Source organism: Salmonella sp. NW645 (assembly GCF_051703725.1).
Classification (GTDB): Bacteria; Pseudomonadota; Gammaproteobacteria; order Enterobacterales; family Enterobacteriaceae; genus Salmonella; species Salmonella enterica.
In genome coordinates, this window is sequence record NZ_JAMMKR010000002.1 from 631,810 (window position 1) to 653,909 (window position 22,100).

At 53.2% G+C, this 22,100-nt stretch carries 20 protein-coding genes; 4 read left to right on the top strand and 16 right to left on the bottom strand.

What is annotated here, in order from left to right; all coding sequences use genetic code 11:
* Positions 1-13 precede the first annotated feature (13 nt).
* Positions 14-454, top strand: a complete 441-nt coding sequence (locus NA389_RS06805) for a PTS sugar transporter subunit IIA (protein ID WP_000901967.1) — start codon at positions 14-16, stop codon at positions 452-454.
* A gap of 61 nt (positions 455-515) precedes the next feature.
* Positions 516-1,745 (top strand): polysaccharide deacetylase family protein, encoded by a 1,230-nt coding sequence (locus tag NA389_RS06810; protein WP_000245325.1) that lies wholly within the window; start codon positions 516-518, stop codon positions 1,743-1,745.
* A gap of 6 nt (positions 1,746-1,751) precedes the next feature.
* On the opposite strand, the gene panD is transcribed toward NA389_RS06810, so the two are convergent.
* The 16 genes from panD to thpR form a co-directional block, all read right to left on the bottom strand.
* Entirely contained in the window at positions 1,752-2,132 is a 381-nt protein-coding gene (panD, locus tag NA389_RS06815) for an aspartate 1-decarboxylase (protein ID WP_000621526.1), read from the bottom strand.
* A gap of 94 nt (positions 2,133-2,226) precedes the next feature.
* The gene (gene panC / locus NA389_RS06820; protein WP_000905341.1) at positions 2,227-3,081 is read right to left on the bottom strand and encodes a pantoate--beta-alanine ligase; all 855 of its coding nucleotides are present in this window, start codon (positions 3,079-3,081) and stop codon (positions 2,227-2,229) included.
* Between the two features lie 125 nt (positions 3,082-3,206).
* Positions 3,207-4,001 carry a 3-methyl-2-oxobutanoate hydroxymethyltransferase gene (gene panB / locus NA389_RS06825; RefSeq protein ID WP_000043005.1) on the bottom strand — a complete coding sequence of 265 codons (795 nt, stop codon included), beginning with the start codon at positions 3,999-4,001 and terminating at the stop codon, positions 3,207-3,209.
* A gap of 121 nt (positions 4,002-4,122) precedes the next feature.
* Complete coding sequence (locus NA389_RS06830) at positions 4,123-5,391, bottom strand: fimbrial-like adhesin (RefSeq protein ID WP_071645729.1); 1,269 nt, start codon at positions 5,389-5,391, stop codon at positions 4,123-4,125.
* 21 nt (positions 5,392-5,412) lie between these two features.
* Complete coding sequence (locus NA389_RS06835; RefSeq protein ID WP_023892065.1) at positions 5,413-5,997, bottom strand: fimbrial-like protein; 585 nt, start codon at positions 5,995-5,997, stop codon at positions 5,413-5,415.
* A gap of 11 nt (positions 5,998-6,008) precedes the next feature.
* Positions 6,009-6,617: a fimbrial protein StaE gene (staE, locus tag NA389_RS06840; RefSeq protein WP_000745164.1), complete on the bottom strand. Its 609-nt coding sequence runs from the start codon at positions 6,615-6,617 to the stop codon at positions 6,009-6,011.
* A gap of 14 nt (positions 6,618-6,631) precedes the next feature.
* Entirely contained in the window at positions 6,632-7,198 is a 567-nt protein-coding gene (locus NA389_RS06845; protein WP_001549988.1) for a fimbrial protein, read from the bottom strand.
* Positions 7,185-9,791: an outer membrane usher protein gene (locus tag NA389_RS06850; protein WP_001125001.1), complete on the bottom strand. Its 2,607-nt coding sequence runs from the start codon at positions 9,789-9,791 to the stop codon at positions 7,185-7,187. Before NA389_RS06850 ends, NA389_RS06845 begins: the two co-directional genes overlap by 14 nt.
* Before the next feature lie 59 nt (positions 9,792-9,850).
* Positions 9,851-10,588, bottom strand: a complete 738-nt coding sequence (locus NA389_RS06855; RefSeq protein ID WP_000019793.1) for a fimbrial chaperone — start codon at positions 10,586-10,588, stop codon at positions 9,851-9,853.
* Between the two features lie 265 nt (positions 10,589-10,853).
* The gene (locus NA389_RS06860; RefSeq protein WP_000756783.1) at positions 10,854-11,447 is read right to left on the bottom strand and encodes a fimbrial protein; all 594 of its coding nucleotides are present in this window, start codon (positions 11,445-11,447) and stop codon (positions 10,854-10,856) included.
* A 403-nt stretch (positions 11,448-11,850) separates the two neighbouring features.
* Positions 11,851-12,330, bottom strand: a complete 480-nt coding sequence (gene folK / locus NA389_RS06865; RefSeq protein ID WP_000150781.1) for a 2-amino-4-hydroxy-6-hydroxymethyldihydropteridine diphosphokinase — start codon at positions 12,328-12,330, stop codon at positions 11,851-11,853.
* A complete protein-coding gene (gene pcnB, locus NA389_RS06870; protein WP_204247451.1) occupies positions 12,327-13,724 on the bottom strand; it encodes a polynucleotide adenylyltransferase PcnB in 1,398 nt (465 codons plus the stop codon). Before pcnB ends, folK begins: the two co-directional genes overlap by 4 nt.
* Before the next feature lie 161 nt (positions 13,725-13,885).
* Positions 13,886-14,782 carry a tRNA glutamyl-Q(34) synthetase GluQRS gene (gene gluQRS, locus NA389_RS06875; protein ID WP_001666944.1) on the bottom strand — a complete coding sequence of 299 codons (897 nt, stop codon included), beginning with the start codon at positions 14,780-14,782 and terminating at the stop codon, positions 13,886-13,888.
* Positions 14,783-14,850: 68 nt separating this feature from the next.
* Complete coding sequence (dksA, locus tag NA389_RS06880) at positions 14,851-15,306, bottom strand: RNA polymerase-binding protein DksA (protein WP_001155232.1); 456 nt, start codon at positions 15,304-15,306, stop codon at positions 14,851-14,853.
* A 176-nt stretch (positions 15,307-15,482) separates the two neighbouring features.
* Positions 15,483-16,187: a DNA/RNA nuclease SfsA gene (gene sfsA / locus NA389_RS06885; RefSeq protein WP_000899412.1), complete on the bottom strand. Its 705-nt coding sequence runs from the start codon at positions 16,185-16,187 to the stop codon at positions 15,483-15,485.
* A 16-nt stretch (positions 16,188-16,203) separates the two neighbouring features.
* The gene (gene thpR / locus NA389_RS06890) at positions 16,204-16,734 is read right to left on the bottom strand and encodes an RNA 2',3'-cyclic phosphodiesterase (RefSeq protein WP_001294184.1); all 531 of its coding nucleotides are present in this window, start codon (positions 16,732-16,734) and stop codon (positions 16,204-16,206) included.
* Positions 16,735-16,806: 72 nt separating this feature from the next.
* Between thpR and hrpB the strand changes: the two genes are divergently transcribed.
* Both hrpB and mrcB read left to right on the top strand, forming a co-directional pair.
* Complete coding sequence (gene hrpB, locus NA389_RS06895; RefSeq protein WP_024134619.1) at positions 16,807-19,236, top strand: ATP-dependent helicase HrpB; 2,430 nt, start codon at positions 16,807-16,809, stop codon at positions 19,234-19,236.
* 140 nt (positions 19,237-19,376) lie between these two features.
* Entirely contained in the window at positions 19,377-21,896 is a 2,520-nt protein-coding gene (mrcB, locus tag NA389_RS06900) for a bifunctional glycosyl transferase/transpeptidase (protein ID WP_000918126.1), read from the top strand.
* Positions 21,897-22,100: the final 204 nt, after the last annotated feature.

The following is a 22,100-nucleotide window of genomic DNA, read 5'->3' on the forward strand; positions in this document are numbered from 1 at the left end:
TGGAGGAGAAGTTATGCTGGGATGGGTGATTACCTGCCATGACGATCGCGCACAGGATATGCTTGATCGCCTGGAGAGAAAAAATGGTCCGCTGGCGCAATGCCGGGCGGTCAATTTTTGGCGCGGCCTGAGCTCAAACATGCTGAGCCGTATGATGTGTGATGCCCTCCATGCCACCGACTCCGGTGAAGGCGTGATATTTTTAACCGACATTTCCGGCGCGGCGCCTTATCGTGTAGCGTCGCTGATGAGCCATAAACATTCTCAATGTGAAGTTATTTCAGGTGTCAGCTATTCATTGATAGAGGAAATGCTTCCTTTGCGAGAGTCGATGAGCAGTTCAGCATTTCGCGACCAGATTGTCGCGCTTGGCGCGCCGGATGTCACCAGTCTCTGGCATCAGCAGCAGAAAAACCCGCCTTTTGTATTGCTACATGATTTGTATGAGTTTTGATCAATACCATTGACGACGCTTTTGCTACAATAACGGCGTTTTTTCGCCTCGGTTATGATATATGGTTATGCGCGTTGTTCTTATCTTGCTGTTCTTTTTCTCCGGTAATGTGTTGGCTGCCTTGCCCGCTCGTTATATGCAAACGACGAAAGACGCCGCCATCTGGTCGCAGATTGGCGATAAAATGGTGACCGTAGGGAATATCCGCGCCGGACAAATTCTTTCCGTAACGCCTGTTGCGGCTGATTATTATGCCTTTAAATTCGGCTTCGGCGAGGGGTTTATCGATAAAGACCATCTGGAACCTGTGCAGGGAAAACAAAAAGTGGAAGATGGCCTGGGCGATCTTAACAAGCCGCTCAGCAATCAGAATCTGGTGACCTGGAAGGACACGCCGGTGTATAACGCGCCGGACATCAGTAGCGCCCCGTTTGGCGTATTGGTGGATAACTTGCGTTACCCCATTATTAGTAAGCTGAAAGGCAGGCTACATCAAACCTGGTATCAGATCCGTATTGGCGACAGGCTGGCTTATGTCAGCGCCATGGATGCGCAGGAAGACAACGGCATTCCGATTTTGACCTATCATCACATCTTACGTGATGAAGAGAATACCCGTTTTCGCCATACGTCCACCACGACTTCGGTTCGGGCATTCAGCAACCAAATGACCTGGCTTCGCGATCGCGGCTATGCCACGTTGACGATGTACCAACTGGAGGATTACATCCATAACCGTGCGAATTTCCCGGCGCGCGCGGTGGCTATCACCTTTGATGATGGCCTTAAATCGGTGAGTCGCTATGCGTATCCGATATTAAAGCAGTACGATATGAAAGCGACGGCATTTATTATTTCATCGCGTATTAAGCGCCATCCGCAAAAATGGAATCCCAGGTCGCTGCAATTTATGAGCGTGTCCGAATTGCGCAAGATAAGCGATGTTTTTGATTTTCAGTCGCATACTCACTTTTTACATCGGGTAGATGGGCATCGTCGTCCGATTTTATATAGCCGCAGCTACCATAATATTCTGTTTGATTTTGAACGTTCGCGGCGGGCGCTCGCACAGTTTACTCCGCACGTATTTTATCTTTCTTATCCCTTTGGCGGCTATAACGCGACCGCGATCAAAGCAGCAAAAGACGCCGGTTTCCATCTGGCGGTCACCACGGTGAGAGGGAAGGTGAAGCCGGGAGATAATCCGATGCTGCTCAAAAGGCTGTATATTTTACGCACGGATTCGCTGGAAACCATGTCGCGGCTGATCAGCAACCAGCCGCAGGGGTAAGGACTATCAGGCAACCTGGACCGGAATGGCTTTCGCGGTACGCTTCATTTCGTTGTCGCCTTCAAAGTAGGCCACTTTCGGCCGCCATGTCCGGGCTTCTTCATCAGACATGGTGACGAAGCTGGCGATAATCACAATGTCGCCAACCTCAGCGCAGTGCGCCGCCGCGCCGTTCACCGAGATGATTCTGGAGCCGCGTTCAGCCGCAATCGCATAGGTTGAGAAACGTTTCCCATTGGTCACGTTCCAGATATCAATCGCTTCGTTTTCCAGAATACCGGAGGCATCGAGGAAATCCTGGTCAATGGCACAGGAACCTTCGTAGTGCAGGTCCGCCTGCGTGACTTTTACGCGGTGGAGCTTGCCTTGCAGCATGGTGCGAATCATAACATCTATACCCTGTCGTTTATCTTGGCTAAGCAGGCGCTTGTGGCCTGCTTTGGAAATTCTCAGGCAGTATTGCCCGATTTTTAACCCCTGTCTACTGGGCTAATGTAACGCTTTGATTATCGATCAGACGCGCCTGACCCAGCCAGGCGGCGGCCAGAATCACGGCGCGTTTGCTGGTTTCCGTCAGCTCCTGCAGCGTGTCGGCATCACGGATTTGAATGTCGTCGGCACGGAAGCCTTTTTCATTCAATTCCTGTTCGGCAATGGCAATAATCTCTTGCAGCTCACGATTACCCGCAATCAGTTTTTCAGCGATGCTATTCATCACGTTGTGTAGACCTGGCGCAATTTTGCGCTGCTCTGCGGTCAGATAACTGTTACGTGAGCTGAGCGCCAGACCGTCTTTGGCGCGAATAATCGGCACGCCGACGATCTCAATGTCATAACTCATATCCGCCACCATTTTGCGAATCAGCGCCAGTTGCTGGAAATCTTTCTCGCCAAAGCAGGCGATATCCGGCTGGATCAGGTTGAACAGCTTGCTGACGATGGTCGAGACGCCGCGGAAGTGGCCCGGACGGCTGGCGCCTTCCAGCATGGTGGAGAGGCCGGGAACATCAACGTACGTCTGGCCTTCCAGCCCCTGCGGGTAAATTTCCTCAACGGCTGGCGCAAAGACATAATCGACTTTGCGCTTGTTCAGCTTTTCACAGTCTTCCTGCAGCGTGCGCGGATAACGCACCAGATCGTCCGGCCGGTCAAACTGCATCGGATTGACGAAAATGCTGACGAACACCACATCAGCCCGGGCTTTTGCCTCATCGACCAGCTTCATATGACCGTCGTGCAGATTGCCCATGGTGGGAACCAGTGCGACGCGTTTGCCTTCCTGACGCAGACGACGGATATGCTGGCGCAGCAGCGGCAGGGTTTCAATGATTAGCACAACAAGACTCCTTGAGTTGCCTGATGATCCTGCCCGATGGCGCTGCGCTTATCAGGCCTACATCCGTTGAGGATCTGTAGGCCGGATAAGACGCGTCGCGTCGCCATCCGGCACGGTTAGAAAAATTAGTGAAAGCTGTGTTCTTCGCCCGGATAAACGCCGGACTCCACTTCAGCTATATACTGCCGTACAGCTGCGCGCATGTCGCCCGTTTCGGCAAGGAAATTTTTCGCAAATTTAGGGATATGGCCGCCGGTGATGCCGAACGCGTCGTGCATTACCAGGATCTGCCCGTCGGTAACGTTGCCCGCGCCGATGCCGATCACCGGAATCGACAGTGCTTCCGTGACGCGCTTCGCCAGTTCAACCGGCACGCATTCCAGCACCAGCAGCTGTGCGCCCGCCGCTTCTAAGGCCAGCGCGTCATCCAGCAGCACCTGCCCGGCGTCGCCGCGCCCCTGAATTTTATAGCCGCCGAAGATATTCACCGACTGCGGCGTCAGCCCCAGATGGCCGCACACCGGCACGGCGCGTTCAGTGAGCATTTTCACCGTATCAACCAGCCAGGCGCCGCCTTCGATCTTGACCATATTGGCCCCGGCGCGCATCACGATGGCCGCGTTTTCAAACGCCTGTTCCGGCGTGGCATAAGCCATAAACGGCAGGTCGGAGAGCAGCAGGCAGTTCGGCGCGCCACGGCGAACGGCGCGGGTATGGTAGGCGATATCTTCCACGGTGACCGGCAGGGTGGAGTCGTGCCCCTGAATTGTCATGCCCAGGGAGTCGCCCACCAGCATCACGTTGATGCCTTCATCGGCGAACAGTTTGGCAAAGCTATAGTCGTAGGCGGTGATTGTCGCGAAGCGCTTCTTTTCCTGTTTGCATTTTTGCAGCAGTGAGATAGTGGTGGGTTTGCTCATAACCTCTCCGGCCATAATATTGATGAATAGAATGGCCGCATTGTAGGGGAATGATCGAAGAAAGTGTTAGCGCTTTGTGGGAAAGGAAAAAACCGGCAGAGGAGGTCTGCCGGAATAAACATCAGGGATAAGTAATGGTGAATTTACCCGTAGCTTTGAATTTTCCTGGGGTTATCGCTTTGTTACCATCCTGTTTCAGGGTCGCCTGGAAATTCATTACCTGCTCAGCATTCCCAATTTCGCTATTTTCGTAATCCGGGGAATTAGTAAAAGAATAAATAGAACTGCTGATGTTTGGCTTAAGTAAGGTCCAGTCAGCAGGGCTGTTTGGATTTTTCTCCCCTTCGATCATAACACCAATGCCACCAGCCGCTTCACTGCCGGTAAGTGTATTACCGAGCAAGGTGTTATCCTGTCCTCCTACCGTTGCAGAACTTAACGTAACATTCAATTCTTTAACGTAAGCGCAATTACTGAGCTTTATGGAAAATTTGCGGTTAATGGTATTCGCCGAAATGTCTTTGGCATTCTGTTCCCCAAATGGAACCGTTGAATTTGTTACCCCATCGCCTGTGACCGCATTGGCCTGGCAGGTAGGATAGTTAATCGTCAACTGATTTGGTGCTATATTGTAATATACATTATGTGAGCCTGAGAAGGCTGGTGATGAAGCAAATTGATAATCATACGATTGTTCTTTTCGTAGCGAGACAGATAACGAAGTTGCTCCGGCAGGATTAAAAGAGTCATCAATATACAAATGATATTTAACCCACAGAACAATACCGCCTAATCCAAAATAGGTCCAGTTGGTTGGCCTCTGACAGAGTTCGAAACGACCATCCTTTGGCATGATATTTGTTAAATCAAATTTTTTTGCGCCGGACGTTTCTCCGTTGCTCCAGTTTATCCAGAATTTTTCACCCCAGTATTGGCCGCCAAAGTTGATATTGGTGACTTCGATACCCATGTACATACCAGGAGTATTAGTTTCCCATAACATATTACCGTTGTAGGTTTTACCGGAGTTCTTGTAGCCATGATACAGTGTCAGGACATGGTTATCATGATCTTTGTTACAACTTAGCCCAGTAGTGGGGTCGAGCTCTGTCGCATCATTCGATACGGAGATTTCACGCAGTCCTGAGCCGTTATGAATAGCTATTGGATTAAGCATGTTTTTGGGCGCATAGGATTTTGTAAAATCCTGCACCGCTCCCCATACGTTTCCCCCTTCATTCTTTGTATATTGGCCTACATATAGTGACCAGCCATACGAAGGCGTCACAAAAGAAACGAAAGATAACAGTAATAATGATATGATTTTAACGACACTCTTTAGTCTCTGAGTGTTTAATAGCATCAGTCGGTGAACGCATTTTGTTATCATAATAGTTAACTGGTCCTCACGTTATTCGTATTCAACATTTACCAGCACGCGGCTGCTGAGTTTGCCGGGGACGACCACGTCGTTACTGAGGACTTTCTGCATCCGGGCATAAAACGTCCATGAGGTATCGCTGTATGTCGTCGCGGCAAAGGTTGCCCGCGAGGAGCCATCGGTGTTCAGAACGTTATGGCGGGGTGACTCGGTGGTAAAAATCACTACGCCGACGTTGGAGGCACCGTCTGTGCTGGTCGCTAAATCATTGGCAAACACCTGCTTATTACCGGTAACGAACTGCCCGCTCTGTGGTAAGAAGTTAAACGTGACGTTCGTGATTGCGCCGCCGCTAACCGGGCAGCTTATCAACTTAATCAGAAATTCCTTGCCGCCCCCGTAGTCCGTTTCCGCCGTGATGCCATCGGCAAAGTAACTCGGCCCGACGGTCGCTAAACTGACTGTACCATTACCGTCAATTTCAATCTGGCAGGTATCTTTCTGCACGGTGGCGGTAAAATCCACGTTGGTGTCGGCATACAGCGGCGCGATAAACAGGGCTGTTGCCAGCCCTGAAAATAACGTGGCGAGCATGAGTCTGCGCAAACGTCTCATTGGTATCACCATTACTGGTAAGTGATGGTGAAGGTGGTGGGGGAATAGAAGTCACCTGCTGTTAGCGCAGTGATTGCATAACCGGTAACCGGCACCATGCGAGCGCTTAACGGATAATCAACCGGTGTGGTTGAACTTGCACTGCTCAGATCAATCTCTTGCGCATTTTTGTTACGGCAGTGGAACTGGACGCTGTTAGAACCTTCCGGGGTATCTGTTGTCCAGAGTTCAACAGCGGTTCTCTGTGCTTTAGACGTCGCTGTGGAGGCGTTGGCAAATTCTGCGTTAGTCGAATCGCTGCCTGCGCAACCTGCATCTCTTGGCGCAATGACCAAAGAGGCTTTTTTATCTTTTAATCCCGCGCAGTCACTGAAGCGCAGTTTAAAGCTTTTGACTTTTGTTTTGGCAAAAACTTCCGAAATGTAGACGTTGCCAAATGCGATAGTATCGGTGGCGGTTTCACCGTCCAGCACCGATGCGGAGCAGGTTCCCGCCGTGATGTTGGCATTTACCGTTAAGTCCAGGCTGGCGGTGCCATCGGCCTGCGCCATTGTTGATACGCCCGCGGTCATGGTCGCCAGTGCGCCTAAGATTACGCCGCGCAATACTTGCTTTTTCATTATCATCGTCCCTGTTATTGATAAGTGAAGTTAAACGTAGCGGTAGAGCTGAAGGCACCCATGGTACCCGCGCCGTCGGTCAGTTCACGCAGCGCAACCGTCATCTCTACTTCGTTTGCTGTGCGCTCGTCGTCAGTCCAGGTAATTGAACCGGAGCCTGGCGTGAAATAGGTTTCATCGGTGGTGCTCTTACGCTTAAAGCCCATACCAATATTGCTGGCCGCATCGGACGCCGCAGACTGGTTTTTAATAAAGTTGCCGCTGGCATCCGCAGAGCTGCCGAGTGCGGTGGTAATTTTCGTCAGGGCGGCACTGCAATCTTTCGCCACAAACTTAAAGTTTTTCTGCGATTCCGCTGATTTTTTTATGATTTTATCCAACCCGACATCGCCGACATTCAGCGTATAGCCGCTGGTAGCATCACCCGATACGTTCGAGCCATCTAACGCCGCAATCGACATGCTGCACGTCGTGGCCAGCACGGTAGCGGTAAAGTCAACGTTGATATCTTCCGCCTGACTGGTCAGTGGAAATATCATCGCGAGCACAGAGGCTGCTAAAAGGTGCTTATTCCTTCTCATTGTCTATTCCATTTGATTTAAGGTTATTAACACGACAGGTTACGTGGTCTAACAGTAAGGTCTGGCTGGACCCTACCGTTTGTTGCGTTGCAGGCAACGCAAAGGTTGCTGAACAAGTTGCTGGCTGGTTTTCTTCAAACCAACGTACTGAGAGTTCGCCCGCATCGCTGATACCGCGAACAAAAGCCTGTCCGCCCTGGCCCATGTTGCCGATCTGCACATCGTTCTCGTAGATTTCTGCGCCAAACGGCAGAGCTTTGCCGTCATTGCGGGACATGTTAAGAATGACCGAGCGTCCCTGGTCGGTTTCAAAACTGGCTAAGACCACCGCGCCATCGCGCGGCACCAGAGTTGCGCTGGTGCTCTTAAGCTCAACGTCGTTTTCCAGTGTGTCGATATCGACATTGACCAGGTTTTCTCTGTAGGCGGAAAGCGAGTTTGTCGCGCCGTAGCCCCAGCGATCGATGGTGCTGTTGCCACCATTGATGCGTGCGCCTTTCGCGCCGGGGGCTTTTACCAGCACGATGGCATCGCTATTACCGAAGTTATCGTTAGTGAACGTCAGGCCGCCGCCATGCAGGACAAAGCCCCCGTTTGTCGCGAGCGAATATTGTCGGCTGCTATCGTTATTGGCAGAGGCTGAGGCCGAAATATCTCCCCACGGGGATTGATAGCTGGCATAGCCGCCGATATCAGAGATGCTCTTGCCCTCTTTCTGCATGGTATAACCCGTATTTACGCTATAGTTCAGCATATTGTCTTTGCTGCTACCGCTGCTGTTCATGCTCAGGTTATGGCCACCGTTAAAGTCCGTCCGCATCTGCGTGGAGAGGGTGTTAAAACCGGAACGGCGACTCTCCCCGCCAAGCAGGTTGGCGAGCGGAATACTTAGGTTGATATAGAGCGAATCATCTTTTTTACCGTCTTCATCCCAGGTGCGTTGCAGGTTGACGCTCATGCTGCCCCATGAGAAGCCTTTGCCGTAGCCCAGCGTATAATCGCTGCGGCTGTCGCCCGTCGCCCAGTAATCGGTCCAGGAGCCTGAGAGATAAAAGGAACCGTAATCCGTTTCGCCATACTGTAACGGCTGGCTGATGCTGAGGGTGATCTGGTTTTTCAGGCGCGCAAAGTTATTCATGGTGTTGCGCTGGTCGTCATCCCCATATTTCGCTTCGTCGATCAACTGAAGCGCATCGTTCAGCCCCAGATAATTCTGGGTTGAATAGCGGTAGGCCGCCACGTTAAACGAGGTATCAGTGGCTTCAATCAGCTTGTTCCACGTTAAGCGGTAGCTCTGCCCCTGATAGGTTTTATCGTCAGGGATCTCCGCGCGGGAGTGGGTGACGTCCAGCGCGATGGCGCCAAACGGCGTGTTGAGGCCCATGCCGAGCAACCCCGCCAGGTAGTGATTATCGGTAGCCTGAACGCCAGTATAGGCGGTCAGATAGTTGTTCAAACCGTAATAGTAGGTACCCTGCGCGACATACGGATTATCGTGAAGATCGTCGTCATTCACTTCCCCGGCGCTGACATCCCAGCGCCCGACGCCGGGTTTTTGCATCTGCATTACCGAGGAGAAGGGCTGGCTAAAGGTACGCTTGCTGCCGTCGGCCTCTTCGATAGTGACGATGAGGTCGCTCCCGTAGCCAGAAGGGCTGAGATCGTTAATCTCGAACGGACCTGGCGGCACCGTTGATTCATAAATTTTGTAGCCGCCCTGGGTAATGGTGACTTTGGCGTTGGTATTGGCGACGCCGCGGATCACAGGGGCGTAGTTGGCAAGCTGTGACGGTAGCATACGGGAGTCACTGTACAGACGCACCCCGCGAATGCTGACCGAGTCGAAAGTCTCGCCAGTGGTGTACGCCTCGCCTAACATCAGTTGCGAGCGCAGCGCAGTGAGATCGCGCTGGATGTAGCGGTTCTGAAAATCGAAGTTACTGCCGCTGTTATTGTTCCAGTTATAGTTACCGTTGGCGCGAAAACGCCATGCTCCGAGGTTAATACCGGTATTGAAAGCGGCGTACATATTGTCGTTATCGACACCGTGATTGGTATTGTGATAGCCGTTAATGTTGTAGGAGAGGAGCGCGGCCGGGATTCCGTTTTCCCATAGCGACGGTTCCACATAGCCGTCATAACTTTTGTTAATCCATGCCTGAGGCACGACGATATCCAGGCGCTGGTCGCCCATATCAAACGTCACGCTGGATTGTTCAATCAGCGCTGGCAGGTTTAAGCAATCGCTGCTCTCGTCGTCGCCTTTCTTCAAAATGGCTTTTTCGCCGACGTTTTGCGGCGACTTAATGTGTAGCTGCGCCAGATTTTTCATGGTCAGGCAGGCCTCGGCGCTTTTTTTGCCGATATCGATAAACGGGATGGTCTGGCTGGCGACGGCCTTCTCATTGACAAACACTCTCACGGTGTACGTTCCCGCTGGCGTGGGGTTGCCATTAGAATAGCGGCTGACATCAATAGACGTAGCGCCATCGCCCATCAGAAATGTGCTGTCGTATTCAACGATGTCCGCAGCCAGGCCGGGCTGACTGTAAAACAACGCACAGCACATCGCGAGCAACGTCTTTTTTGGCATGGTCCTGGTTGTGGAAACGTTTTGCACCGTCTTTTTCATCCTGCTTTGTGATAACGTCATTACAGTGAAGCTGAGCCAGCGATGATGCCGCCGTAGTCATTAATGGACTGGAATTCCAGTTTGCCTGCGCTGGCGTTTTGCAGTCCTTTCACCGTGAAGGCGGCTTTGCCAAAGGGGGCAACCATGGTCGCGTCGACGTCATAGCGTTTTCCGCCGCTGGTGTAGGTGGCAGAGTTAAAGGAGACGTAATACGGAGTCGGGTTATCGGCGCGAAGAACGGCATGGCCCTGTTCGCTGGCGACCTGCCATTTCAGCTGTTTTGCCGCTTCTGCCGGGGCGCCCGGTAAACCCGTCGGGCGATAAAATAGTTTGATGCGGGTGCGAAACGCCAGCTGGAGCAAATTCTTATTTTCTTCCTGGTTGGTATTTGCCTTCGGTGGAACTTCCAGCACGTTGAACCAGAAAACGCTTTCGCGATCTTTCGGTAGCGATTCTGTGGCGGTATACATAATTTTTATCGACTGCCCGCGCTTAGGTTCTATTCGTGATACCGGCGGCGTGGCGGCGAAGGGCGCTTTAATACTGCCCGGCTCGGCATTATCATTGCCGAGATCTATCCAGTTCTGAACTAATAATGGGCTTTTACCTTTATTTTCCAGACGCACGCTGACATCTTTTTTATTTGCATCATAAATAATACGCGTGCCAGAAATAATAATATCGGCCTGGCTGGCAGAGCTAAATAATGCCCCGGTCAGAGCGATAGCAGACAAAGTAAACTTTAAAGAGTGAGACATAAGCCGTCCTTGCTGTATTGAATATCCGAAACAGGGTAAGTAGCGCCGAAATTTGCTACTACCCTGCAATGTGCATCGTCTGTAATACTGTCTGTTAAAGACAGCGAGACTGATGACAAACACCGAAGCTGAATAAATGTTGGGTTTTATTTAACCCGTAAAAATTAACTCATTTATATTCATTGAGTTATTGGTTTTATGGGGCAAGACGCAGCCCAACATTAAACAGCACCAATAGCGTTGTCAGCAATCTGAGAGGCGACTATTACTCGTAAGTAAAGGTATAAATCGCATTGGTGGAGACCAGACCGGTTGTCACGCTGGCACCTGCATCAGACGATTTCACGTAAGACGCTTTAAAGTTGTAGGTTGCGATACCGTTGGTAAAGCTTTCTTCCATCGTGTTAGAAGGATCGTTGATTTTCACCAGCGAGAGAGCGTTGGCATCGTCAACATGGTGAACCGCGATATCAACCGCTTTCGCCGCCTCGATACCGCTGCGGGTCAGCGTTTCGTCGTTATCCAGGGTGCCCTTCGTATTGCTAAAAGAGGAGGACATCGTCAGATGTGATTTCACCAGGCCTGCGCCAGCATCGGAGCAGTCGATAATGATGGAGAAATCTTCTGCGTTTACGCCTGCGGTGCTGTTTTGAACTTCTGCGGTAACATCGCTAACGTGTGCGGTTTTCAGAGTAACCGTACCGTCGATATTGCTATTACCAACAGCGGAGCTGACGACTTTTTTACAGGTTTCAGCGCTGACCAGACCTTCAAAATTAATACGACCACCTTCGACAGCCATAACGGAAGAAGAGCCTAAAGCCATAAATACGGCTGTCGCCAGGAGAACTTTTTTCATACTTGCATCCTTACAAAATGAGATAAATGTACCACTTCAATAAGATTAAAGAGGGACGGCACATTTTATGCGTATATTTCATTATGTAAAATAACGAAATATTATATGTTTGTTTAAACGATATTTGTGGTGAATTTTTTTTTCAAAAGCAAAAATGCTGATTAGATTTATATGTTTTTTAATGATGTTTAAAAACAAGATAGTACATTAAATCTGCAAAAAAAGCGGCTTTAGGGGGAGAGGGATGTTAATGAATTCACTGAATCAATTTAATAATTTTACATATAAATGACATTCATTTTTGCTAAACAATCTTTTAAGTGAAAATAACGATTGGATTTATTCCATTAATTAGTGAGCGAAGTAATAATACAGGTTTCTTAAAAATAATATTAATTAAAAATTACCAGTATGCTGGTGCGGGGGTATGTTGATGAACAAGCTGCGTCAGCGCGACGCCATCGTCGGGGAAGCGCAGTTTTGGAGCGATCTCAAACAGCGGCCACAGCATAAAACCGCGGTTTTTCATGTCGTAGTGCGGAACCGTCAGACGGTCGGTGTTAATCACTTCATCGCCAAACAGCATAATGTCGAGGTCCAGCGTGCGCGGCCCCCAGCGTTCCGCTTTGCGCACCCGGCCCTGTTGCAGCTCAATGCGCTGGGTATGGTTAAGCAATTCTTCGGGGATGAGGGCGGTATCCAGCGCCACCGCGGCGTTCAGGTAATCGGGCTGATCCTGTGGGCCAAGCGGCGGCGTGCGGTAAAACGAAGAAACCGCGACGATACGGCTATCGGGAATGTTGGCGATAGCCTTCAGGGCGGCATTGACCTGCTCCAGAGGAGAGGCCAGATTACTGCCAAGCGCGATATACGCGATCGTCATACGGTGCCCTCGCGGCGCGGCGCGCGTTTGCGCGGACGTGAACGGCGGCGGCGTGGAGCAGGCTCGTCGTCCAGCTCGTTGAGCATTCCTTTTTGTTCCGGCGGCGCGGAAGCCTGAAACTCGGCCCACCACTGCGCCAGACGTTGCAGCTCAGTATTATTTTCCACCTGAGCGCGCAGCTCCAGCAAATCAAACGCGGCGCGGAATTTGGGATGTTCCATCAGCTTCCAGGCGCGTTTGCCCTGACGACGGGACATCCGTAACTGAAGCTGCCAAATATCACGGGTAAGCGTGGTAAGGCGTTTCGGGATCGCCAGCGAACGGCAGGCTTCATCCAGCACGTCATTCATGGCCAGCGCGAAAGCGTCGTAATAGGCCAGACCGCTCTCCTGAGCGATTTTTTGCGCCATTTCCAGCAGCGGATACCAGAACATGGCGGCAAACAAAAATGCCGGATTAACGCGCATTTCGTTACGGATGCGGTTATCCGTATTCTTCAACACCAGCGCAATGATGCGTTCCATTGCGCTGTCGCCGTTTTCGGTGAAATAACGCGTAATGGTAGGAAACAACGGCTGGAAGAGGTGGTATTCCCGCAGTTGTTGATAGGTTTCAAAACCGTTCCCCGCCTGCAACAGCTTCAGCGACTCTTCGAACAGGCGCGCGGGAGGAATGTCGTTTAGCAAGGTTGCCAGACGCGGGATTGGCTCAGCCGTTTCAGGGCTGATACGCATATTGAGCTTCGCAGCGAAACGCACGGCGCGCAGCATTCGAACCGGATCTTCGCGGTAGCGCGTTTCCGGATTGCCGATCAGGCGAATCACGCCTTCTTGCAGATCCTGCATCCCGCCGACGTAATCGCGCACGGTAAAATCCGCCACGCTGTAGTAAAGGCTGTTGATGGTGAAATCGCGGCGCTGGGCATCTTCTTCGATAGAGCCGAAAATATTATCGCGCAGCAGCATACCGTTTTGCCCACGCTGGGAGGTCGTACGGTCGCTTTCACTGCCTTCATGATGACCACGAAACGTTGCCACTTCGATAATTTCCGGGCCAAACATCACGTGAGCCAGGCGGAAACGACGCCCCACCAGACGGCAATTGCGGAATAATTTCCGTACCTGATCCGGTGTTGCGTTGGTGGTCACGTCGAAATCCTTCGGCTTTTTGCCGAGCAGGAGATCGCGGACGCCGCCGCCGACCAGGTAGGCTTCATAGCCCGCTTTGTTCAGCCTGTACAGTACCTTGAGGGCATTTTCACTGATATCTTTGCGGGAGATAGCGTGCTGTTCACGCGGGATAATCGTCATATGTGGACGGGCGACGGCTTGTTCTGCCTCGCTCTCCTCGCGGCTTAACACCTTACGGCAAAAATTAGCGACTCGGGTAAAAATAGCGCACCTCGGTAGTGTCATACATTAATAAGATCAACTTACTCTATGTCTTTCGCATTACGGCAGACGGGCGTAAGAGAACAACGCGACCTGGGCTGTAAGCATCATTAACGCCGCAGCAATGCGAAAGACGATGAGCAAAAATAGCGGCTAATCATAGCTCAGCGAGACGCATTTGAGAATGCCGGATTTACATTAGCCGATGTGGGTACGGCTGCAAGCCTCCAGTGCTCCACCGCAAAGCGCAGCAACTCCTCAACAGACATCTCCTGCCACGCTACGACGGCGCGTTGGCCTAAAAAGCGCAATGCCTGGACCAGTACCGGGCGCGGATCGCCTGTCGCAAGCGCAGGGGCATGATTTTGCTTGGAAAGTTTAGCGCCTTGTTCGTTGAGCGCCAGCGGAAGGTGCACGTAACCTGGCGCACGCCAGCCAAACTGTTTATACAGCGAAAGTTGTCGGACAGTGGGTTCGATTAAATCTGCGCCGCGGACGATCTCCGTCACCCCCTGAAAATGATCGTCGACCACCACGGCCAGATTATAAGCAAACAGTCCGTCGCGGCGGTGGATAATAAAATCTTCGCTCGCCAGCTGTGGGTCAGCCTGAATATCGCCGCGCAAGGCATCATGGAAACGCATCACCGGATGCTGCTGTTTAATCCTGACGGCGGCATTCTCCGGCCCGTGGTATAACGTCCGGCAATGGCCGTCGTAAATACCGCCCAGACGTTGAATGCGCGAGCGGGGGCAAGTGCAGTAGTAGCTCAGTCCCTGCTCGTGAAGCCAGGCCAGCGCCTCGCGATAAGCCTCATGACGCTGTGATTGCCATAAGACCTCGCCATCCCAGTGCAGGCCGTAATGTTCCAGCTGGCGCAGAATGGTCGCTGCGGCACCGGGAACTTCACGTGGGGGGTCGATATCCTCTATACGAACGCGCCAAATTCCGCGTTGCGCACGGGCTTGTAGATAGCTGCCGAGGGCGGCGATTAACGAGCCGAAATGCAGTTCGCCGGATGGCGACGGCGCGAAACGGCCAATATAGTGTGAGTCAGTCATGCTGCGGGCAATAAAGAATAAGGCGGGAAAACTCCCGCCTGTCATAAATAGGGTAGAAACGAACGGGATTAACCCGCCATCTGTTTTTCGCGAATTTCAGCCAGCGTTTTGCAGTCGATGCACAGATCGGCTGTTGGACGCGCTTCCAGGCGGCGGATACCAATCTCCACCCCGCAGGACTCGCAATAACCGAAGTCTTCATCTTCCACTTTCTTCAGCGTCTTCTCGATCTTTTTGATCAGTTTGCGCTCACGGTCACGATTACGTAACTCCAGGCTAAACTCCTCTTCCTGCGCGGCGCGATCGACCGGATCGGGGAAGTTGGCGGCTTCGTCCTGCATGTGCGTCACAGTGCGATCGACTTCATCCCGGAGTTGATTACGCCATGCTTCAAGAATACGCTTGAAGTGCGATAGCTGGGCTTCGTTCATATACTCTTCGCCCGGTTTCTCCTGGTACGGCTCCACCCCAGCGATGGCGAGAATACTCAGGGACGATGTTTTACGGTTTTGCCCTTCTTGCATGTTGCTTCTCCTTAACACGCACTATCGATCCCCATGTTCGGGGGAAAATCAGGTCGCTATAAATAGCAGATGCTTTTCCGGATAGCAATTATCTAAACGTAACACTTGACAACCCTGTGAGGAAAAGCGTATTTACGCACGCGGCCAGAATACTTAATAATCAGGCTGTTATTCCACTACAACGTTATGGGTACTGGTTCGTTCAGTTCCATTTTTTGGGCTGAAAGTTCTGCTTTATAAGCTAAAACTTCCACGCCTTTATTCTGAGCCTCGCTCAATAGCTGCGCGTATTTTATATCGATATGACGTGCGGGTGAAAAACGTGTAATGGCGGAGTGCAGCACCGCGAACACCACCACCGCGCGATGACCTGCCGCCGCAACGCCCATCAACTCCCGAAGATGTTTTTGCCCTCGTTCGGTGATGGCGTCGGGAAAATAACCGTTTTCTTTTTCCGCTAACGTGACCGATTTCACTTCAATATAGCAGTCCGGGCGGAAATCTGCCTGTAACATAAAATCTATACGGCTGCGCTCGGCGCCATATTTGACTTCACTTTTCAGAATATTGTACCCCGCCAGCGCCGGCAGGCGATTCTCCTGAATCGCTTCTTTCGTTAGCTGGTTCGCCCGCAGCGTATTCACGCAAATGAATGCGCCGGATTGCGTTTCAGTCAATTCCCAGGTATGCGGATATTTGCGTTTAGTATTTTCTGATGTCGAATACCAAACGGTATCGCCTGGCGTGGCGCAGCCGGTCATTGCGCCGGTATTAGGACAGTGCAGCGTAAGCGTCGTACCGTCAGGGGTGATCACATCGGCTAAAAAACGTTTATAGCGCTGAATCAACGTAGCGCGTTGTAAAGGGGGGGAGAATAGCATCGACATTCCTTCATTATTATTCGCCCAGCGTCCAGCGCTGCAGCTCGGCATAGCGGGTACGGCCTTGCCCATACGAAGAGGCGTAAAGCGCAAATGACGTAACCGGAAATGACCAGCAAAAGCCCGGCTGCGGGATAGCCACCGTATGGCTGGCGTCGCGCAGCAGCGTAATATGCGGGTGAAAAGGCTGCGGGCTTTGGTAACAACCGCTGCGGGCGGCCTGCGCGCGCAGCATATTAGCCAACTGCAACAACCCGCGCGGCGGCTGGCGCATCCCCAGCCACACCACGCGTGAACGCAGCCACTGACCGGCGTCATCCAGATGTAGCGTAAAGCCCGGCTGGCGAATTCGTCCGGCCAGTTGCGCAAGCGCGCGCTGCTTATCGTTACTGATGTCGCCTAAAAAGGCCAGCGTCAGGTGCAGGTTCGCCGCTGCGACGGGGCGTCCGTCTTCAGACGCAAAATGAGCGGCGCGCCAGGCGATAATTTGCGTGCGCGCGTCGTCGGGTAAGTCAATCGCAAAAAACAGCCGTTTTGGCTCAGACATAGGGATACTCGGTTATGGATTAACACGATGCTACAATGCGGCGCAAAGAAAGTTAACCCCGTGGAGCCGTTTGTGACGTCATTGCCCGTTGCCGCCGTATTGCCTGAATTGTTGACAGCCCTAAAAACCGCGCCGCAGGTTTTGTTGTCCGCGCCTACCGGGGCGGGGAAATCCACCTGGCTGCCGTTGCAACTCCTGCAACAAGGTCCGGTTGCTGGAAAAATCCTCCTGCTTGAACCGCGTCGTCTGGCGGCGCGTAATGTCGCGCAGCGTCTGGCGGAAGCGTTGAATGAAAAGCCTGGCGAAACGGTAGGTTACCGGATGCGCGCGCAAAGCTGCGTGGGGCCGCGTACCCGGCTGGAAGTAGTGACAGAAGGCGTATTGACCAGAATGATTCAGCGCGATCCCGAATTACGCGGCGTGGGGCTGGTGATACTGGATGAGTTTCATGAGCGCAGTTTACAGGCGGATTTAGCGTTGGCGCTGTTGCTGGATATCCAGCAAGGGCTTCGTGACGATCTCAGGCTGTTAATCATGTCTGCGACGCTGGATAACGACAGGCTCTGTCAGAGACTGCCTGATGCGCCGACGATCGTCTCGGAGGGGCGCGCGTTCCCGGTAGAGCGACGTTATCAGCCGCTCGCGGCGCATTTGCGTTTTGATGAAGCCGTCGCGATGGCGACAGCGGAACTGCTGCGCCATGAAAACGGTTCGCTGCTGCTATTTTTACCCGGCGTAGGCGAAATACAGCGCGTTCATGAACATCTGGCGTCGCGGGTAGGGAGTGATGTCCTGCTTTGTCCGCTGTATGGCGCATTGTCTCTGGAAGCGCAACGCAAAGCGATTGTTCCCGCACCCGCCGGGATGCGTAAAGTGGTGTTGGCGACTAACATTGCCGAAACCAGTTTGACGATTGAAGGGATTCGTCTGGTCGTCGATAGCGCTCAGGAGCGCGTGGCGCGATTCGATGCGCGAACGGGACTGACGCGGCTGGTTACGCAGCGTATCAGTCAGGCGTCAATGACGCAGCGCGCGGGGCGCGCCGGACGACTGGCGCCGGGTATCTGTTTACATCTGCTGGCAAAAGAACAGGCGGAGCGGGCGGCGGCGCAAAGCGATCCGGAAATCTTACACAGCGACCTCTCCGGTTTGTTGATGGAGGTGTTGCAGTGGGGATGTCACGATCCGGCATCGCTTTTCTGGCTGGACAGGCCGCCGGAGGTGAATCTTCAGGCCGCCCGCCGTTTATTATTGATGTTAGGCGCGCTGGAGGGCGAGCGGTTAAGCGCGCGGGGGCGGAAAATGGCGGCAATGGGTAACGATCCGCGCCTGGCGGCGATGTTAGTCAACGCCGGCGAGGGCGATAGCGCCGCCACCGCCGCCATGCTCGCGGCCATCCTTGAGGACCCGCCGCGCGGCGGCGGTACGGATTTAAGCGTGCTATTTTCGCGGCGACAGCCGGGCTGGCAGCAGCGTAGCCAGCAGCTTTTAAAACGGCTGCAGGTGCGTAATGGCGAGCCGGATAGCGCGCTTATTATGCCGCTATTGGCCAGAGCGTTTAGCGACCGCATCGCGCGGCGTCGTGGTCAGGAAGGGCGCTATCAGTTAGCCAATGGTATGGGCGCGATGCTAGATGCGGATGACGCGTTGGGACGTCATGAATGGCTGATCGCGCCGCTGTTGCTGCAAGGTAGCGCCTCGCCGGACGCCCGAATATTGTTGGCGCAGCCGCTGGATATTGCCTCGCTGATTCAGGCGTGTCCTGATTTACTGCGCCAGTCTGACACGGTTGAATGGGACGAAGCGCAGGGAACGTTGAAAGCGTGGCGCAGAATGCGTATTGGACAGTTGACGGTTAACGTTCAGCCACTGGCGAAGCCGTCTGAAGAGGAGCTTCATCAGGCGATGCTGAACGGCATCCGCGATAAAGGTCTGGCCGTCCTTAACTGGACGCCGGAAGCGGAGCAGTTCCGTCTGCGTCTGCACTGTGCGGCGAAATGGCTGCCGGAATATGACTGGCCTGCCGTGGATGAGGCGTCGCTGCTGGCGACTCTGGAAAACTGGTTGCTGCCGCACATGACAGGCGTACAGTCGTTACGGAGTCTGAAATCTCTGAATGTGACTCAGGCGTTACGGGGACTGCTTGACTATGCCATGCTGCAACGTCTGGATAGTGAACTGCCTGGGCATTACACTGTGCCGACGGGAAGCCGAATAACGATTCGTTATCATGAAGATAACCCGCCCGCTCTGGCGGTCAGAATGCAGGAAATGTTTGGCGAAGCGAAGACCCCAACCATCGCTCAGGGCCGCGTGCCGCTGGTGCTGGAACTGCTTTCGCCTGCGCAGCGACCGCTACAGATTACGCGCGATTTAAGCGCTTTCTGGCAGGGGGCGTATCGCGAAGTGCAAAAAGAGATGAAGGGTCGTTACCCCAAACATGTCTGGCCGGACGATCCGGCGAATACGGCCCCAACGCGGCGCACGAAGAAGTATTCGTGACGTGTTATACGTTGCCTCCAGGCCGGATAAGGCGTTAATCGCCATCCGGCAAAAGGGTAAATTGAGAGATTTCTTCTTCTGTCGTCTGGCGGAAGAATAGAGAATCGGGCCTTTGCGCCTGTATGTTGCGGAGAAAAAGCATGGCGGGGAATGACCGCGAGCCGATTGGACGTAAGGGGAAACCGTCACGTCCTGTGAAACAAAAGGTGAGCCGTCGTCGGCAGCATGACGACGATTATGATGATGACTATGAGGATGAAGAACCGATGCCGCGTAAAGGTAAGGGCAAAGGGCGTAAGCCTCGTGGCAAGCGCGGCTGGCTGTGGCTATTACTAAAACTGTTTATCGTTTTTGTGGTGCTGTTCGCCATTTACGGCGTCTATCTGGATCAAAAAATCCGCAGCCGTATTGATGGCAAGGTCTGGCAGCTTCCGGCGGCGGTATATGGCCGGATGGTGAACCTTGAGCCAGACATGCCTGTCAGCAAAAACGAGATGGTGAAATTGCTGGAAGCGACGCAGTATCGTCTGGTGACGAAGATGACCCGTCCCGGCGAATTTACCGTGCAGGCCAATAGCATTGAGATGATCCGTCGTCCGTTTGACTTCCCGGACAGCAAAGAAGGGCAGGTGCGCGCGCGGCTGACGTTCAGTGACGGGCGTCTGGAAACCATCGTCAATCTGGATAACAACCGCCAGTTTGGCTTCTTCCGTCTCGATCCGCGGCTTATCACCATGCTTTCTTCGCCAAATGGCGAGCAGCGTTTATTCGTCCCGCGCAGCGGTTTCCCGGATCTGCTGGTCGATACGCTGTTGGCGACGGAAGACCGTCATTTCTATGAGCATGATGGCATTAGTCTTTACTCTATCGGGCGTGCGGTGCTGGCCAACCTGACGGCGGGACGCACGGTGCAGGGGGCCAGTACGCTAACCCAGCAGCTGGTGAAGAACCTGTTCCTCTCCAGCGAAAGATCATACTGGCGTAAAGCGAATGAAGCCTACATGGCGCTGATCATGGATGCCCGTTACAGTAAAGATCGTATTCTTGAGCTGTACATGAACGAGGTCTACCTCGGTCAAAGCGGGGACAATGAAATTCGCGGTTTTCCGCTGGCGAGCCTGTATTACTTTGGTCGTCCGGTAGAGGAACTGAGCCTCGATCAGCAGGCGTTACTGGTTGGGATGGTTAAAGGGGCGTCGATTTATAACCCGTGGCGCAACCCGAAACTGGCGCTGGAGCGTCGTAACCTGGTGTTACGCCTGTTACAGCAGCAGAAAATCATCGATCAGGAACTCTATGACATGCTGAGCGCGCGTCCGCTTGGCGTACAGCCGCGCGGCGGCGTTATTTCACCGCAGCCAGCGTTTATGCAGATGGTTCGTCAGGAACTGCAGGCGAAGCTGGGGGATAAAATTAAAGATCTCTCCGGCGTGAAGATCTTCACCACCTTTGACTCCGTGGCGCAGGATGCCGCAGAAAAAGCCGTTGTCGAAGGCATTCCGGCGTTGAAGAAACAGCGTAAATTGAGCGATCTGGAAACCGCGATGGTGGTAGTGGATCGCTTTAGCGGCGAGGTGCGCGCGATGGTTGGCGGGGCGGAGCCGCAGTATGCCGGCTATAACCGTGCCATGCAGGCGCGCCGTTCCATCGGGTCGCTGGCGAAACCGGCGACCTATCTGACCGCGTTAAGTCAGCCGAACTTATACCGTCTGAACACCTGGATTGCCGATGCGCCGATTTCTCTGCGCCAGCCGAATGGTCAGGTCTGGTCGCCGCAGAACGACGATCGTCGCTACAGCGAAAGCGGGAAAGTGATGCTGGTGGATGCGTTAACTCGCTCAATGAACGTACCGACGGTCAATCTGGGGATGGCGTTAGGTTTACCGGCGGTAACCGATACCTGGACGAAGCTCGGCGTGCCGAAAGATCAGCTCAATCCGGTTCCGGCGATGCTGTTAGGGGCGCTGAACCTGACGCCGATCGAAGTGGCGCAAGCGTTCCAGACTATCGCCAGCGGCGGAAATCGCGCGCCGTTATCAGCGCTGCGTTCGGTTATTGCGGAAGATGGTAAGGTGCTGTACCAAAGTTATCCGCAAGCTGAACGCGCCGTACCGGCACAGGCGGCTTACCTGACGCTATGGACAATGCAGCAGGTCGTCCAGCGTGGTACGGGGCGTCAGCTTGGCGCGAAATATCCGGGTCTGCATCTGGCGGGTAAAACCGGGACGACAAACAACAATGTCGATACCTGGTTTGCCGGTATCGACGGCAGCCAGGTGACTATCACCTGGGTAGGCCGTGATAACAACCAGCCGACGAAATTGTACGGTGCCAGCGGCGCGATGGCGATTTACCAGCGCTATCTGGCGAACCAGACGCCGACGCCTTTAGTTCTGACGCCGCCGGAAGATGTGGTGGATATGGGCGTTGATTACGACGGTAATTTTGTCTGTAGCGGCGGTATGCGCACTCTGCCGGTCTGGACGGACGATCCAAATACGCTGTGCCAGCAGGGCGAGATGATGCAGCAACAGCAGCCGTCAGGCAATCCGTTCGATCAGTCGTCTCAGCCGCAACAGCCTGCGCAGCAACAGCCGCCGAAAGAAGAGAAGAGCGACGGCGTTGCCGGCTGGATTAAGGAGATGTTCGGCGGCAATTAATCACGGTAATAGTGCCGGGTGGCGCTGTGGTTACCCGGTCTACACCGTTACGACTCCATTACGCGCGACGTAGGCCGAATAAGATGCTTACGTCGCCATCCGGCAAATCCCCTATAAATAACATTTCAGTCTAATTTATTAACCCTTCCTTTTCATCTGGTTGTTTCTTAACCCCTTAGTTTTCGTAGGGCCGCGTATCGCTTG